The organism is Pseudooceanicola marinus (assembly GCF_002786295.1).
GTDB classification, from domain to species: Bacteria; Pseudomonadota; Alphaproteobacteria; order Rhodobacterales; family Rhodobacteraceae; genus Pseudooceanicola; species Pseudooceanicola marinus.
Genome location: NZ_PGTC01000015.1, coordinates 213,556 through 228,603 on the forward strand (window position 1 = coordinate 213,556; position 15,048 = coordinate 228,603).

At 67.6% G+C, this 15,048-nt stretch carries 16 protein-coding genes; 6 read left to right on the top strand and 10 right to left on the bottom strand.

Going from position 1 to position 15,048, the window contains the following annotated elements:
- Positions 1 to 12 precede the first annotated feature (12 nt).
- Positions 13 to 1,065 (top strand): NAD(P)/FAD-dependent oxidoreductase, encoded by a 1,053-nt coding sequence (locus CVM50_RS10295; RefSeq protein ID WP_232618209.1) that lies wholly within the window; start codon positions 13 to 15, stop codon positions 1,063 to 1,065.
- Between the two features lie 209 nt (positions 1,066 to 1,274).
- On the opposite strand, the gene CVM50_RS10300 is transcribed toward CVM50_RS10295, so the two are convergent.
- The 9 genes from CVM50_RS10300 to CVM50_RS10340 all read right to left on the bottom strand — a co-directional run bounded on the left by CVM50_RS10300 (position 1,275) and on the right by CVM50_RS10340 (position 9,184).
- Complete coding sequence (locus CVM50_RS10300; protein WP_085889074.1) at positions 1,275 to 1,676, bottom strand: PaaI family thioesterase; 402 nt, start codon at positions 1,674 to 1,676, stop codon at positions 1,275 to 1,277.
- A gap of 8 nt (positions 1,677 to 1,684) precedes the next feature.
- Positions 1,685 to 2,710, bottom strand: a complete 1,026-nt coding sequence (locus CVM50_RS10305; protein WP_085889073.1) for a phosphotransferase — start codon at positions 2,708 to 2,710, stop codon at positions 1,685 to 1,687.
- A gap of 9 nt (positions 2,711 to 2,719) precedes the next feature.
- Entirely contained in the window at positions 2,720 to 3,382 is a 663-nt protein-coding gene (locus CVM50_RS10310) for a histidine phosphatase family protein (protein WP_085889072.1), read from the bottom strand.
- Complete coding sequence (locus CVM50_RS10315) at positions 3,382 to 4,584, bottom strand: acetyl-CoA C-acyltransferase (RefSeq protein WP_085889071.1); 1,203 nt, start codon at positions 4,582 to 4,584, stop codon at positions 3,382 to 3,384. The genes CVM50_RS10310 and CVM50_RS10315 overlap by 1 nt, the downstream gene beginning before the upstream one ends.
- 69 nt (positions 4,585 to 4,653) lie before the next feature.
- The gene (locus tag CVM50_RS10320; RefSeq protein ID WP_085889070.1) at positions 4,654 to 5,577 is read right to left on the bottom strand and encodes an SDR family NAD(P)-dependent oxidoreductase; all 924 of its coding nucleotides are present in this window, start codon (positions 5,575 to 5,577) and stop codon (positions 4,654 to 4,656) included.
- A complete protein-coding gene (locus CVM50_RS10325) occupies positions 5,574 to 6,038 on the bottom strand; it encodes a MaoC family dehydratase (protein WP_085889069.1) in 465 nt (154 codons plus the stop codon). Before CVM50_RS10325 ends, CVM50_RS10320 begins: the two co-directional genes overlap by 4 nt.
- Positions 6,035 to 6,859, bottom strand: a complete 825-nt coding sequence (locus CVM50_RS10330; RefSeq protein WP_085889068.1) for an SDR family NAD(P)-dependent oxidoreductase — start codon at positions 6,857 to 6,859, stop codon at positions 6,035 to 6,037. Before CVM50_RS10330 ends, CVM50_RS10325 begins: the two co-directional genes overlap by 4 nt.
- Positions 6,859 to 7,980: an acyl-CoA dehydrogenase family protein gene (locus CVM50_RS10335; protein WP_232618210.1), complete on the bottom strand. Its 1,122-nt coding sequence runs from the start codon at positions 7,978 to 7,980 to the stop codon at positions 6,859 to 6,861. Before CVM50_RS10335 ends, CVM50_RS10330 begins: the two co-directional genes overlap by 1 nt.
- A 10-nt stretch (positions 7,981 to 7,990) precedes the next feature.
- A complete protein-coding gene (locus tag CVM50_RS10340; protein WP_198431887.1) occupies positions 7,991 to 9,184 on the bottom strand; it encodes an acyl-CoA dehydrogenase family protein in 1,194 nt (397 codons plus the stop codon).
- A gap of 142 nt (positions 9,185 to 9,326) precedes the next feature.
- Here CVM50_RS10340 and CVM50_RS10345 point away from each other — a divergent pair, with 142 nt between their 5' ends.
- The 5 genes from CVM50_RS10345 to CVM50_RS10365 all read left to right on the top strand — a co-directional run bounded on the left by CVM50_RS10345 (position 9,327) and on the right by CVM50_RS10365 (position 14,339).
- Positions 9,327 to 10,565 (top strand): branched-chain amino acid ABC transporter substrate-binding protein, encoded by a 1,239-nt coding sequence (locus CVM50_RS10345; protein ID WP_085889066.1) that lies wholly within the window; start codon positions 9,327 to 9,329, stop codon positions 10,563 to 10,565.
- A gap of 102 nt (positions 10,566 to 10,667) precedes the next feature.
- On the top strand, positions 10,668 to 11,600 hold the full coding sequence (locus tag CVM50_RS10350; protein ID WP_085889065.1) for a branched-chain amino acid ABC transporter permease: 933 nt from the start codon (positions 10,668 to 10,670) through the stop codon (positions 11,598 to 11,600).
- Positions 11,597 to 12,856 carry a branched-chain amino acid ABC transporter permease gene (locus tag CVM50_RS10355; RefSeq protein WP_085889064.1) on the top strand — a complete coding sequence of 420 codons (1,260 nt, stop codon included), beginning with the start codon at positions 11,597 to 11,599 and terminating at the stop codon, positions 12,854 to 12,856. The genes CVM50_RS10350 and CVM50_RS10355 overlap by 4 nt, the downstream gene beginning before the upstream one ends.
- Complete coding sequence (locus tag CVM50_RS10360) at positions 12,853 to 13,620, top strand: ABC transporter ATP-binding protein (RefSeq protein WP_085889063.1); 768 nt, start codon at positions 12,853 to 12,855, stop codon at positions 13,618 to 13,620. The genes CVM50_RS10355 and CVM50_RS10360 overlap by 4 nt, the downstream gene beginning before the upstream one ends.
- Complete coding sequence (locus CVM50_RS10365) at positions 13,617 to 14,339, top strand: ABC transporter ATP-binding protein (RefSeq protein ID WP_198431888.1); 723 nt, start codon at positions 13,617 to 13,619, stop codon at positions 14,337 to 14,339. Before CVM50_RS10360 ends, CVM50_RS10365 begins: the two co-directional genes overlap by 4 nt.
- A 323-nt stretch (positions 14,340 to 14,662) precedes the next feature.
- Here CVM50_RS10365 and CVM50_RS10370 read toward each other — a convergent pair whose 3' ends face one another.
- On the bottom strand, positions 14,663 to 14,986 hold the full coding sequence (locus CVM50_RS10370) for a DMT family transporter (RefSeq protein WP_085889062.1): 324 nt from the start codon (positions 14,984 to 14,986) through the stop codon (positions 14,663 to 14,665).
- Positions 14,987 to 15,048 lie beyond the last annotated feature (62 nt).

Consider the following 15,048-nt stretch of genomic DNA (forward strand, 5'->3'; position numbering starts at 1 on the left):
GGAGGCCGGGGAATGGCAAGCGGCGGAATGGCAGGCAGCGTGGACGTGACCGTGCGCGGTGCGGGGATCTTCGGCCTCAGCTGCGCCTGGGCCTGCGTGCAGCGTGGCGCACGGGTGCACGTGGTCGATCCCTTCGGTCCCGGGGCCGGGTCCTCGGGTGGCGTGGTGGGCGCGCTGGCGCCTCATGTGCCGGAGAACTGGAACGACAAGAAGGCCTTCCAGCTGGACAGCCTGCTGATGGCCGAGGCGTTCTGGGCCGAGGTCGAGGCGACGGGCGGCGTGACGGCGGGCTACGCGCGGTCGGGCCGGTTGCAGCCCCTGGCGGATGAGGCGGCGGTCGCCCTGGCGCGGGGGCGCGAGGCGACGGCGGCGGAGTTGTGGCAGGGGCAGGCCAGCTGGCAGGTCGTCGCCGCGACCGGCGCCGCCTTTGAACCGGCCAGCCCCACGGGGCTTCTGATCCACGACACGCTGACCGCCCGCATGCACCCCCGCCGCGCCTGTGCCGCCCTGGTGGCCGCCCTGGCCGCGCGCGGGGTCGAGGTGATGGCCGAGGCCCCCGACGAAGGCGCGGTGATCTGGGCCACCGGCGCCGCCGGGCTGGAGGAAATGAGCCGCGAAGCGGACCGCCAGGTGGGGGTGCCGATCAAGGGCCAGGCGGCGCTGCTGCGCTTTGATGCGGGGGCGGTGCCGCAGGTCTTCGCCGGGGGTGTCCACGTGGTGCCCCATGCGGATGGCACCGTCGCCGTCGGCTCGACCTCGGAGCGGGAGTTCGAGGGGCTCGGCACCGATGATCAGCTCGACGCGGTGATCGAGGCGGCGCGCGTGGCCGTGCCGGTCCTGCGCGGGGCGGAGGTGATCGACCGCTGGGCGGGGCTGCGCCCGCGCGCCCGGTCCCGCGCGCCGATGCTGGGCGTCTGGCCGGGACGGAAAGGGCACTACATCGCCAATGGCGGCTTCAAGATCGGCTTCGGCATGGGGCCCAAGGTGGGCGCGGTGATGGCCGACCTGGTGCTGGAGGGCACCGACGCGATCCCCGAGGGCTTCCGCGCCGAAGCGCTGTTCTGAGGAGAGGAGGGGGCGCGGCCCTCTGAGTATTTTGGACGAGGTGAAGACAGGGGCGCCACCCGGACAGGCAGATGTGGCCGACTTTGGCCACGGGCGGGACCCGCCTCCGGGCCAAAGTAGGTCACGCCGGGGGCAGGGCTGTTCCCATCTTCACCTTGTCGGAAATACTCCCGCCGGAGGCGTCGGCCCGGCACGGGCCGACATCCCGCTCAGCCGCCCTGGCGGAGGCGGAAGACGCCGGTGCCGGTGGCCGCCAGCGCCCCCGACTCGTCGCTGATCTTCGCTTCGGCGAAGAAGGTCTTCGCGCCACCGCCGGTCCGGAAACCCTCGGCGATCAGCATCTTGCCCGTCATCTGACCGAGGAAGTTGACGCTGAGGTTCAACGTCATCGCCAGCCGCTTCTTCTCGGGGTCGCCGGTATAGCACCCGGCGAAACCCATGGCGGTGTCGCACATCATCGAATGCACCCCGCCATGCAGGATGCCGTAGCGGTTCATTAGGAACTCTTCCATCGGCAGTTCGAAGCGCGCGTAATCCTCGCGCCAGTCGGTGATGTAGAAGCCGAGGTGGCGTTGCAGGGCGTAGGGATCTTCGACCAGGTTCGGGTCCATGGTACCTCTCAGACGGTTTTCGCGGCCTCCAGGCCGGCGGCGGCGAACCTGGGCACCAGCGCGCCCATCTGGCGGCCGCGTTCGGGGTTCGACGCGTTGCCGTCCAGCGCGCGCTTGTAGACACCCTGGATGATGCCAGCCATGCGGAAGAAGGTGAAGGCCAGGTAGAAACCGAACCCCTCGATCCCCGGCAGCCCGGCCCGGGCGCAGTAGTCGGCCAGGAACTCCTCATCCTCCATCAGTCCCGCCGCCCGGCGGTCGACGCCGGCCAGCCCGCGCCCGTCCGGGCCCTGGGGCATCGACCATTGCATGATGACGGCGGCCACATCCGCATAGGGGTGGCCGGTGGTCGACAGTTCCCAGTCCAGCACGGCGGCGATTCGGGGGCGGCTTTGGTCGAACAGCATGTTGTCGATCCGGTAGTCGCCATGCACCAGCGTGCGCATGCCGTCGTCGGGCGGGATATTGGCGTCGAGCCAGGCGATCAGCGCGTCCATGTCGGGCCGCGCCTCGGTCTCGGCGGCGCGATATTGCTTCGTCCAGCGGTCGATCTGGCGGCGGTAGTAGTTGCCCGCGGGGCCATAGTCGTCGAGGCCCGTGGCCTGCAGATCCACCCCGTGGATCGCGGCCAGCACCCGCGACATCTCCTCCTGGATGGGGCGGCGGTCGTCGCGGGCGAGCTCGGGCAGGTCGGGCAGGTTGAAATGCCGCCCGTGGACCTCGTCCATCACGTAGAAGGCCGAGCCGATGACACTATCGTCTTCACAAAGCACATGCATCTTCGCCACCGGCACGTCCGTGTCGGCCAGGGCCTTCTGCACCCGGAACTCGCGGTCCACCGCATGGGCGGATTTCAACAGCACGCCCGGCGGCTTGCGGCGCAGCACGTAGTTTTTCGTCGGCGTGGTCAGCCGGAAGGTGGGGTTCGACTGGCCCACGGCGAATTTTTCCGCCTCCAGCGGGCCATCGAAGCCCGGCAGATGGGCTTTCAGCCAGCGTTCGACGGCGGCAAGGTCGAGGGTCTGGGTCGTCATCGGGGCCTCCTAGGAATAGGTCAGCAGCGGGTCGCCGGGGCTGGCGAGGAAGGGCGTCTCGTTGAAGCCGTTGAGGAAATGGCGGCGCGGGGAGAAGACGAAGCGGGCGACAGCGCAGTTGCGGGTCTGCAATTGCAGCTCGATCTGGGCCTGGCCGGGGGCGCCGAGGGTGGCGGCGATCATCTGGGAAATCGCGCCCCCCGAAGAGACGGCAAAGACCGTCTCGGCGCCGTCGCGCATCAGGTGGGCGCGGGCGGCCTCCACCCGGGCGGCGAAATCGGCCCAGGGTTCGGGCGGGTTTTCCACCTCGTCCCGCTGCCACATCAGAACGGTGTCACGCAGGGTGCGGAAATGGCTGCGGCGGTCGTCGTGCATGTGCTCGGGCGCGCCGCCCCTGGCAAAGCGCGCCTCCAGCAGGGCCTTGAAGTCGAATTCGGACAGGCCGGGGAGCACCTCGGGCGCGGGTGCGTCAGCCACGCCCTCCAGCACACCGACAAGCGTGTCGCGCTGGCGTTTCAGCCCGCCATGGGCCACCCGGTCGGGCCGGATGCCCTGGGCGGCGAACCAGCCGCCCAGGGCGCGGGACTGGGCATGGCCCACCTCCGACAGCACGTCGTAATCCGCCGCGCCGAAGGAGGCCTGACCATGCCGGATCAGGTAGAGCGTGCCCATTACAGAACTTCGAAGAGGCCCGCCGCCCCCATGCCGCCGCCCACGCACATGGTGCAGACCACGTAACGGGCGCCACGGCGCTTGCCCTCGATCAGGGCGTGGCCGACCATGCGGGCGCCGGACATGCCGTAGGGGTGGCCCACGGAAATGGCGCCGCCGTTGACGTTCAGGATCTCGTCCGGGATGCCCAGCACGCGGGCCGAATGCAGCACCTGGCAGGCGAAGGCCTCGTTCAGCTCCCACAGCCCGATGTCGTCCATGGTCAGCCCGTGGGCTTTCAGCAGTTTCGGCACCGCGTGGATCGGGCCGATGCCCATCTCCTCGGGGTCCAGACCCGCCGCCATGACGCCGATGTAGCGGCCCAGCGGTTGCAACCCGCGCTTCTCGGCCTCTTTCGCCTCCATCAGCACCGAGGCAGAGGCGCCATCGGACAGCTGCGAGGCGTTGCCGGCGGTGATGAACTTGCCCTCTTTCACCTTCTGCCCGTCCTTGAACACCGGCGAAAGCGATTGCAGCCCCTCCAGTGTGGTCGACGGGCGGTTGCCCTCGTCCTTGGCCAGGGTCACCTCGTGGAAGGAGACCTCCTTCGTCTCCTTGTCCATGACGCCCATGGTGGTGGTCAGGGGCACGATTTCATCGTCGAACTTGCCCGCCTCCTGGGCGGAGGCGGTGCGTTGCTGCGACCGCAGCGAATAGGCGTCCTGGTCTTCGCGGGTGACGCCATAGCGGTCGGCGACGATCTCGGCGGTTTCCAGCATGGTCATGTAGATGTCGGGGCGGTGTTCCATGATCCAGGGATCGCGGGCGCGGTCGGTGCGCATGTTCTGGTTCTGCACCAGAGAGATCGATTCGACCCCGCCGCCGATGGCCACCTGCATCCCGTCGGTGATGATCTGCTTGGCCGCCGTGGCGATGGCCATCATGCCCGAGGCGCACTGCCGGTCCATCGAGAAGCCCGCGACAGAGGTCGGCAGGCCTGCCCGGATCACCGCCTGGCGACCGATGTTGCCCCCGGTCGATCCCTGCTGGATGGCGCAGCCGACGACGCAGTCCTGCACCTCCGGGCCTTCCAGCCCGGCGCGGTCCACGGCGTGGCGGACGGCATGGCCGATCAGTTCCTGCGCCTGGGTGTTGTTGAAGGCACCGCGAAAGGCCTTGCCGATCGGGGTGCGGGCGGTCGAGACGATGACGGCGTCACGCATGGTTGGGTCTCCTCCCTGAGACTGTGTTGGGGGGGACGCGGCCCGGGGGCCGCGCCTGTCGTTCGTGGGTTATTCGGGCAGCTGGAGGCCGCGCAGTTTCGCCGCCATGGCGGCGTATTTGCGGGTCTGGGCGAAGGCGCCCGGCATGACCTCCTGGCCCTCTTCGGCACGGATCTCCTCCATCCGGGCGGCGATTGTGTCGGGGTCCAGCTCGTCGTCGGCAAAGGCGAGGCCGGGGGTTTCGTAAATGCGGGTTTCGGTGAAACAGCCGCCCCCCGCGCCCAGGATCATTCGGCTGGGGGCGTCCTCGTGCAGCAGGGTCAGAAGGCCCGGGGTGATGGTCTCGGGGCGCAGCAGCTTCAGCACCTCCTCGGGCAGCAGGCCCTCGGTCATGCGGGTGGCCGCCGTGGGGGCCAGCAGGTTGGCGCGGATGTTGTACTTGGCCCCTTCCTGGGTCAGCACGTTCATCAGCCCGACCAGCGCCGCCTTGGCCGCGCCGTAGTTGGCCTGGCCGAAGTTGCCGTAAAGCCCGGAGGCCGAGGTGGTATAGACGATGCGCCCGTAGTTCTGTTCGCGGAACTGATCCCACAGCGCCTTGGTCGGCACCACGGAGCCCATCAGATGCACATCGACGACCTTGGCGAAGTCGTCCAACTCCATCTTGGTGAAGGTCTTGTCGCGCAGGATGCCGGCGTTGCAGACCAGAATGTCCACCTTGCCCCATTGGGCCACGGCCTGATCCACCATGTCCTTCACCTGGGCGGCATCGGTGACATTGGCGCCATGGGCCATGGCCTCGCCGCCCGCCGCGCGGATCTCTTCCACAACCGCCTGGGCCTCGGCCGAGCTTTGGCCGGTGCCGTCGGTGGCCACGCCCAGGTCGTTCACCACCACCTTGGCGCCGCGCGCGGCCAGGCCAAGGGCATGGCTGCGGCCCAGGCCCACGCCCGCACCGGTGACAATGGCCACGCGGCCCTCGAAGGAAATGCTCATGTCTTGTCTCCGAAATATCTGCGGCCCAGCCATTCGGCGGCCAGCGCCGGCTTGTCCTGCCCTTCGATCTCCACCGTGACCTCGGTGGTGGTCTGGATCTCTCCGGGCCGGATCTCCTCGACCTTTTGCAGCACGAAGCGACCGCGGATGCGCGCGCCCGACGGCACGGGCGAGATGAAGCGCATCCGGTTCATGCCGTAATTCACCGCCATGGTTGTCCCCGTGATGCTGGGGAGTTGGTAGACCATGGCCGACAGCAGCGAGAGCGTCAGGAACCCATGGGCGATCGTCCCGCCGAAAGGCGTTTCGGCGGCGCGTTCGGGGTCCACGTGGATGTATTGCCGGTCTTCGGTGCAGTCGGCAAAGGCGTCGATCCGGGCCTGGGTGACCTCGATCCAGTCCGACACGCCCAACTCCTGCCCCGTCAGGGCGGTGTACGCGTCCAGGGTAAGCTCGGTCATGCGTCCTCCAGGAAGGCGGCCTGGGCCGTGGCGACCTGCATCCCGCCCGACAGCGGGATCACCGCGCCCGAGACGTAGCTGCCGCCGCGCCCGCAGAGGAATTGCAGCACGCCCGCCACGTCTTCCTCGCGGCCCACGCGGCCGGCGGGGACGGTGGCGGCGGTTTTGCGGCGCCCCTCTTCGTGGCCGATGGCGAAGGCCATCATCTTGGACATGAAGGGGCCGGGCGCGATGGCGTTGACGGTGATGCCCCGAGGCGTCAGCTCATTCGCCAGGATGCGGGTCATGTGGTGCACTGCCGCCTTCGAGGTGGCGTAGGAATAGGCGCCCTGGCCCTTGGGAATTTCGCCCATGACCGAGCCCACGTTGACCACCCGGGCCGGGTCGTCCGGCGTTGCGGCGGCTTCCAGCAGGGGCAGCAGGGCCTGGGTCAGCTGGAACATGCCGGTGACGTTCAGATCCAGCACCTTGCCCCAGGCGTCATAGGGGAACTCGCCCAAGGGCGCCCCCCAGGTGCGGCCTGCGTTGTTCATCAGGATATGCAGCTGGCCGGTGCGCGCGGCCATGGCCTTGGCCAGCGCCGCGATGCCCGCCTCGCGGCCCACGTCGCCGGCGAAGCCCTCGGCGCTGCCCGGCAGGTCCAGCGCGTTCAGCTCCTCTGCGGCGGCCTCGCAGGCCTCGCCCTTGCGCGAGGCGATCAGGACGCGGGCGCCCGCGGCCACCAGCCCTTCGGCGGCCATGCGACCAATGCCGGTGGCCCCGCCGGTGACCAGCGCCACCTTTCCGGTCAGATCGTTCAGATCGGATGGTTTCAAGCTCATCAGAACCCCCTTGCGGCGGCGACGCGCGCGGCGTGATAGCCGTAGTCGCCCAGCCATTCGGCGCCCACCCGGGCGCGTTTCATGTAGAACCCCATGTCGAACTCGTCCGTCATGCCGATGCCACCATGCATCTGCACGCCTTCGCTGACCGCCAGTTTCGCGGTCTGCGTGGCGCGGGCCTTGGCGACTGAGACGGCCAGGTCGGCCTCCTCCGGTGTCTCGTCCAGCACCCGGCCCGCGTTGGCCACGGCCGAGGCGGTCACCTCGATCTCGCACCACAGATGCGCGGCGCGGTGTTGCAGGGCCTGGAAGGACCCGATGGTGCGGCCAAACTGGCGGCGCTCGCGCAGGTAGGCCGCCGTCATCCCGAAGGCGCCCGAGGTCAGGCCCAGAAGCTCCGCCGAGAGCCCCGCCTGACCGGCCCGCAGAGCGGGGGCCAGCACGGCCATGGCATTGTCGGCCTCGCCCAGCACGTCCTCGCCCGTGGCCTCGACCCCGTCGAGGTCGATGTTGGCGTGATCGCGGCTGTCCACCGTGGCGCGGGGGCTGCGGCTGATCCCGGCGCGGCTGGCGTCGAGGTCGAACAGTGTCAGGCCCTGCGGCTCGCCCGGGGCGCCTGCCGTGCGGGCCAGCACCAGCAGCCGGTCGGCGCTGCCGCCATCGGCGACGAAGCATTTGCGCCCCGTCAGGCGATAGCCGTTCCCGGCGCGGGTGGCCTGCAACCCACTGCGTTCCGGCGCGAACTTCGAGGTCTCGTCGAGGGCCAGCGCATAGGTCGCGCCCCCGGCAATCTCGGCCAGCCGCGCGCTGCCCGCCGCGCGCAGGGCGGTGGCGGCGATCACCGCGGACGACAGGAAGGGCGAGGCGGCCAGCACTTCGCCCATCTCCTCGGCCAGGATGCCGGCGGCGCGGTGGCCCATGTCGGCACCCCCGGCCTCTTCGGGCACCAGCACACCGGCCCAGCCCATCTTCACCATCTCGGACCACAGGCCCGGATCATAGGGGCGGCCCGCATCGCGGTTGGCGCGCAGGGCGCTGACCGGGCTGGCCTCTGCCAGAAAGGCCCGGGCGCTGTCGCGCAGCATCACTTCATCCCCGGAGGGCACAAGAGAAGCGGTCATCTTGGATCTCCTATTGGCTGGGCAGGTCGAGGACGCGTTTCGACAGGATGTCGAGCATCACTTCGGAAGTGCCGCCCTCGATCGAATTGGCCTTGGTGCGCAGCCATTCCGAGGGCAGGGCGCCATGGGCCCCGTCCCAGTCCAACCCGTCGCTGCCCGTCACCGACATCAAGAGTTCATAGCGGCGCTTGTTCAGCTCGGTGCCGGCGTATTTCAGCATGGCGGAGGCATGGCCGACGCCACCCTGTTTCGCCATGTCCTTGTACCGGTCGAGCGTCATGGCGGTGGCCAGGCTGTCGACCTCCAACTCCATCGCTCGGGTGCGCAGCACCGGATCGGCCAGCACCTGATCGTCCAGATCCTGAAGGAAGGCGCCCAGCGAGCGGGTGCCCAGCAGGCCTTGCGCGCCGCCGCCGATCATCTCGCGTTCGTGGGTCAGCAGGTGCTTGGCCACGTCCCAGCCCCGGTTCAGCTCACCCACGATGCGCGACAGGCCGGCGGGGTCCTCCTTGGGCACGACCACGTTGTCGAAGAAGGTCTCGCAGAAGGGCGAGGCGCCGGAGATCAGGCGGATGGGTTTCGTGCTGACGCCCTCGGCCGTCATGTCGATCAGCATGAAGGAAATGCCGCGATGCTTGGGCGCCTCGCGGTCGGTGCGCACCAGGGCGAAGATCCAGTCGGCCTGATCGGCGTAGCTGGTCCAGATCTTCGACCCATTCACCACCCAGTGATCGCCGCGGTCCTCGGCCCGGGTCTGGACCGAGGCCAGGTCGCTGCCCGCGCCTGGTTCGGAATAGCCCTGGCACCAGCGAATCTCGCCGCGGGTGATCTGCGGCAGGTAGTGCAGCTTCTGCTCGTGGGTGCCGAATTCCAGCAGGGCGGGGCCCAGCATCCACAACCCGAAGCTTTCCAGGGGCGTGGGGGCGTTCAGCCGCGCCAGCTCCTCGCGGTAGACCTTCTCCTGCTGGCGCGACAGGCCTGCGCCGCCGTACTCGATCGGCCAGCGAGGGGCCGACAGGCCGGTTTCCGCCGCCGCCTGCATCCAGGCCTTCTGCGCCGCACTGGAAAATTCGAAGCGTTTGCCGCCCCAGCAGATCTGCTGATCGGTGCGGGGAATCGCCCGCAGCTCGGGGGCGCAATGGGCCTCGATCCATGAGGAAATATTGGCCCGGAACGTGTCCGGGTCGTCGCTGTGCTGCAGCATACCGTCCTCCCCAACGGTTTGTCTTTCGCATTGCAGAATAGAATTTCACACATTGCTTGACAAGCCGCCGTCGAGGTCTTTTGATCCTTGGCAGGAAGGCGGGGCCTGCATACCCTGTTTTCCATCTAGGGAGGAGAACATTATGAAATCGACCGTGAAAGCCGCGCTTGCGGCTGCCGTGTCGCTGTGCGCCGTTCAGGCCGCGCAGGCCGACACCCTCAAGATGGCCTTCATCGACCCGCTGTCGGGTGCCATGGCCTCTTCGGGTGAACCCGCCTACCAGAGCTTCGTCCTCGCCGCCGAGCACATCAACGCCGACGGTGGCGTGAACGGCGACATGATCGAGATCCTGGGCCTGGACAACAAGATCAGCCCGAAGGAATCGCTGGTCCAGCTGCAGAAGGCGATCGACCAAGGTGCGCGCTACATCATCCAGGGCAACGGTTCGTCCGTGGCCTCGGCGATCATCGACGCGGTGAACAAGCACAACGCGCGGAACCCCGGGGAAGAGGTTCTATTCTTCAACTATGCCGCGGTCACGCCGGAGTTCACCAACGAGGCCTGCAGCTTCTGGCACTTCCGGTTCGATGCCCATACGGACATGAAGATGAACGGGATCACCGACTGGATCGCCTCTCGCGAGGACATCAAGAAGGTCTATCTGATCGGCCAGGACTACGTGCACGGCGAGGCCGTGGCTCATGCCGCCGAGACCCAGCTGGCCGAGAAACGCCCCGACATCGAGATCGTCGGCAACGAGTTGCACCCGCTGGCGAAGGTGAAGGATTTCACCCCCTACGTGCAGAAGATCATCTCCTCCGGCGCCGATGCAGTGATCACCGGCAACTGGGGCCAGGACATGACCCTGCTGGTGAAGGCCGCCGCCGATGCGGGCCAGGAAATTCCATACCTGACTTTCTATGGCGGCTCGAACGGAGCCGTGGCGGCCCTGGGCGAAGGGGCGATCGACACGCTGTACCAGGTCTCCGAACTGGCGGCGAACATGGAGGACGTCTCGGATGAACAGAACGCCCTGGTGGAAGAGTACAAGGAGCGGTTCCCCGACTACGACTACTACTACCACCGCGCCTTCGTGACGCTGGACATGTTCGACAAGGCGGCCGAGGAAGCCGGCAGCAACGATCCCATCGCCGTGGCCCATGCCCTGGAAGGGATGTCGGTCGAGGGTGGCTATGGCGCCGCGACCATGCGCGCCGAGGATCACCAGCTGCAACAGCCGCTCTACATCACCACCGTCGCGGCGGATGTCACCTACCCGGTCGACAACACCAACCTGGGCTGGCGCCTGGTCGAGGGTGGCGTGATCCCGGCTGACGCGGCGGAGACGCCCACCACCTGTGAAATGGAACGGCCCGACTAAGCCCTTCCCCACTGCAACCGCGATGTCACGGACGGTCTTCCCAGCCGTGACATCGCCCATCCGCCGATGGACGGCGGGGTGGGACAAGACAGGACCTCTCTCATGGAAACTCTGGTCTTCGCGCTGCTCAACGGCGCGATCTACGGGCTTCTGCTCTTCATGCTGTCCAGCGGGCTGACGCTGATCTTCTCGATGATGGGCGTGCTGAACTTCGCCCATGCAAGCTTCTACATGCTGGGGGCCTACCTGGCCTTCACGATCACTGAGGGCACCTCCTTCTGGATCGCGCTGTTCCTGGCGCCGGTCCTGGTCGGCGGCGTCGGCATGCTGGTCGAACGCTATGGCCTGCGAAAGGTCCATGCCCAGGGGCATGTGGCGGAGCTGCTGTTCACCTTCGGCCTGGCCTATCTGATCGACGAGCTGGTGAAGATCTTCTGGGGGCGCACGGCGGTGAACTACCGCGTGCCCGAGATCCTGGATTTCCCGCTCTTCACCCTCTACGGGGCGCAATACCCGGCCTACCGGATCTTCATCCTCTTCGTTGCGGCCTTCATGCTGGTGGCGCTGTGGTATCTGCTGAAGAAGACCCGCGCGGGCCTGATCATCCAGGCCGCGCTGAGCCACCCGCACATGGTGGGCAGCCTGGGCCACAACGTGCCGCTGATCTTCATGACGGTCTTCGGCGCGGGCTGCGCGCTGGCCGGTCTGGCGGGGGTCATCGGCGGCAACTACTTCGTCACCGATCCGGCCATGGCCGTGCAAATGGGGCCCATCGTCTTCGTCGTCGTGGTGGTCGGCGGCCTGGGCAGCCTGGAGGGCGCCTTCATCGCCGCCATGCTGATCGGCCTGCTGCAGACATCGGCGATTTCCATCAATGCCTCGCTGGCCGACATCTTCGGCTTCATCGGCCTGGGGGCCGACACCGAACTGGGCGAGATCACCATCGCCTCCATGGCGCCGATGCTGCCCTTCCTGCTGCTGGTGCTGATCCTGATGATCCGCCCGCGTGGCCTCATGGGGGACCGTGAAGTATGACCGACATGACTGCATCCCACGCTGCGCTGGAACCCTCGCGCAGCGACAAGTTCCGCCAGCGGACCGTGCCGCTGATCCTCTTTGCGGTGGTCCTGCTGGTGATCCCGCTGTTCAACCCCTCGCGCAGCATGGTGACCCTGCTCAATCACATGGGCATCACCATCGTCTTCGCGCTGAGCTACAACATGCTGCTGGGGCGTGCGGGCCTTCTGTCCTTCGGCCATGCGGTTTACATGGGGCTGGGCGGTTACTTCGCGGTTCACGTGATGAACTGGATCGCCGAGGGCACCGGCATCTGGGGCTCGGTCCCGATGTTCTCCATGCCCGCCTTCGGCTTTGGCGCGGGCGCGCTGGCCGGGGCCGTGATCGGCTGGCCGTCGTGTCGCCGCGCGGGTACGCCCTTTGCCATGATCTCCCTCGGCGTGGCCGAGCTGGTGGCCGCCGCGGGCTTCATGTTCGACAGCCTGTTCGGCGGCGAGATGGGCATCTCGGGCGACCGGATGAACGGGCCGGAGCTGTTTGGCCTGTCGTTGGGCCCCGTGGACGAGGTCTATTGGTTCATCGCCTTCTGGACCTTCATCGGCGTGCTGGGCACCTATGCCTTCACCCGCACCCCCCTGGGCAAGCTGTCGGAGGCCACGCGCGACAACCCCGAACGGGTGGAATTCGTGGGCTACAGCCCGCAGCGCGTGCGCTACCTGGTCTTCATCTTCGCAGGCGCCTTCGCGGGGATGGCGGGCGGCATGTCGGCCGTGCAGGACGAGATCTTCACCCCGGAGAACCTGTCGCTGATCCCCTCGGGCGCGATCCTGATCGCCACCTACGTGGGCGGGATCCGCTATTTCACCGGGCCGATCATGGGCGCCATCGTGATGACCTACATGGGGAGCAACCTTTCCGACTACACCGCCGGCTGGCTGCTGTACCTGGGCCTGATGTTCGTCTGCGTGGTGATGTTCCTGCCCGACGGCATCGCCGGCATCGTCTACGGCACCGCCGACACGATCCGCCAGGGCCGCGCGGGCGAGATGTGGCGCACCTGGATGCTGCGCCTCATGGGGCTGGCCCTCGTGGGGGCCGCGATCATCACCATTGTCGAGGTCGCCTTCCGCTGGTCCGATGGCTACGGCGAGGTGTTCGAGCCCTTCGGCCTGCAACTGACCGTCGAGAACCCGCTGACCTGGGTGATCGGCATCCTGTCCCTGGTGCTGGGCATCCTCGCCCTGCGCCGCGCCGCGAAGGGAGGTGGCAAATGACCCTGGCCCTCGAACTCAAGGACCTGAGGAAAAGCTTCGGCCCCGCCAAGATCATCCAGGGGGTGAACCTGCAGATCGAGAAGGGGGAACGGCATGCGATCATCGGCCCCAACGGGGCGGGCAAGTCGACGCTGTTCAACCTGATCTCGGGGCGGTTCTTCCCGTCGTCGGGAGAGGTAAAGCTGAACGGTGAGGTGATCTCGGGCAAGCGCCCGTTCGAGATCAACCGGATGGGGCTGTCGCGGTCCTTCCAGGTGTCGAACATCTTCACCAACATGACCGTGCGGGAGAATGTGCGCTGCGGCGTCCTCTACTCCATGGGCTACGGCATGAGCTTCTGGCGCAATATCGGCAACCTGAAGGAGGTGTCGCAGAAGACGGCGCAGATCCTCGACGAAGTGGGGCTGCTGGACAAGGCGAACCTGCCGGCCGCCTCGCTGCCCTATGCCGATCAGCGCACGCTGGAGATCGCGATCACCATCGCCGGCGGGGCGGAGGTGATCCTGCTGGACGAACCCACGGCGGGCATGAGCCATTCGGAAACCGACCGCGCCGTGGCGCTGATCGAGAAGGCCAGCCAGGGCAAGACCCTGCTGATCGTCGAACACGACATGGGCGTGGTCTTCGGCATGGCCGACCGGATTTCCGTGCTGGTCTATGGCGAGATCATCGCCACCGGCACGCCGGAGGAAATCCGCGGCGATGCCAAGGTCCGCGAAGCATATCTGGGCGAAGATGCCCAGGCACTGGAGGGCGTGGCATGAGCCTGGACGCGAACCCCGAACCGATGCTGCAGCTGACGGATCTGCATGCCTACTACGGCAAGAGCCACGTCCTGAACGGCGTCAACCTGGAGATCATGCCGGGCGAGGTGATCGCCCTTCTCGGCCGCAACGGCGTGGGTCGGTCCACCACCGCAAAGGCGATCATGGGTGAGGTGGTGCCCGTCGGCTCCGTCCGGTTCAAGGGGCAGGAGATCGGCGGCATGGCCAATCACCGCATCGCCCGCCTTGGCCTGGGCTACGTGCCGGAAAGCCGGGACATCTTCCCGACGATGACCGTGCGCCAGAACCTGATGCTGGGGATCAAGAACATGCGCCGCCCCGGCAAGTGGACGATCGACCAGATGCTGGAGATGTTCCCCAACCTCGGCCGCCGCGCGGACAACGCCGCCGGGGTGCTGTCGGGCGGCGAGAAGCAGATGCTGACCATGTGCCGGACCCTGATGGGCGATCCCGAGCTGATCATCATCGACGAGCCGACCGAGGGGCTGGCGCCGCTGATCGTGCAACAGGTGGGCGAGATGATCGCCGAGATCGCCAAGGCGGGGGTGTCGATCCTGCTGGTGGAACAGAAGTTGTCCATCGCGCTGAAGATCGCCGACCGGGTCTATGTCATGGGCCATGGCGAGATCGTCTACGGCGGCACCCCCGCCGATTTCGCCACCCGCGAGGACATCCGCAAGGAATGGCTGGAGGTGTGATCTGCCGGACCCGGGCTAGGCCCGGGCAAACCCTCCGGGGGAGGGTTTGGGCAAATCACGGGCGGAGCCCTTCCGGACCTCGGGGCCTGGGGCCCCGAGGCAAACGCTCCGGGGGAGCGTTTGGGAAACTCACGGGCGGAGCCCCCAACGACCCGCGCTGCGCGCGGCAAACCTTCCGGGGGGAAGGTTTGGGGGTTTCACGGGCGGAGCCCCGCCGGACCCGGGCGTAGCCCCAAGTCTGTAGCGATCACGACCTCGGGGCTTTTGGCTCCGAGGCACCTGCTCCCATCACGGGCCCGAAATGGGCGCGCCCTCTGTCTCGCCTACTGCTCCCCGCCCGACAGCTTCATCAGCACGATCCCTGACAGGATCAGCAGGGCGGCCAGCAGGCGCAGGGGCGTCACCGCCTCGCCCATCCACAGAACGCCCACGGCGAAGGCGCCGACCGCGCCGATGCCGGTCCAGACCGTGTAGGCCGTGCCCAGGGGCAGCGACCGCATGGCCAGCGCCAGCAGGCTGAAGCTGGCGATCATGGTGACAAGGGTGATGATCGAGGGCAGCAGCAGGGTGAAACCCGCGGACTTCTTCATGAAGCTGGCCCAGACGATTTCCAGGCAACCGGCGAGGGTGAGATAGAGCCAGGGCATGACCTGACCTCCGTTCCAGGGGCCGGGCCGTCCCGGGATGAGAACCAGGCGCCGGGTCGTCC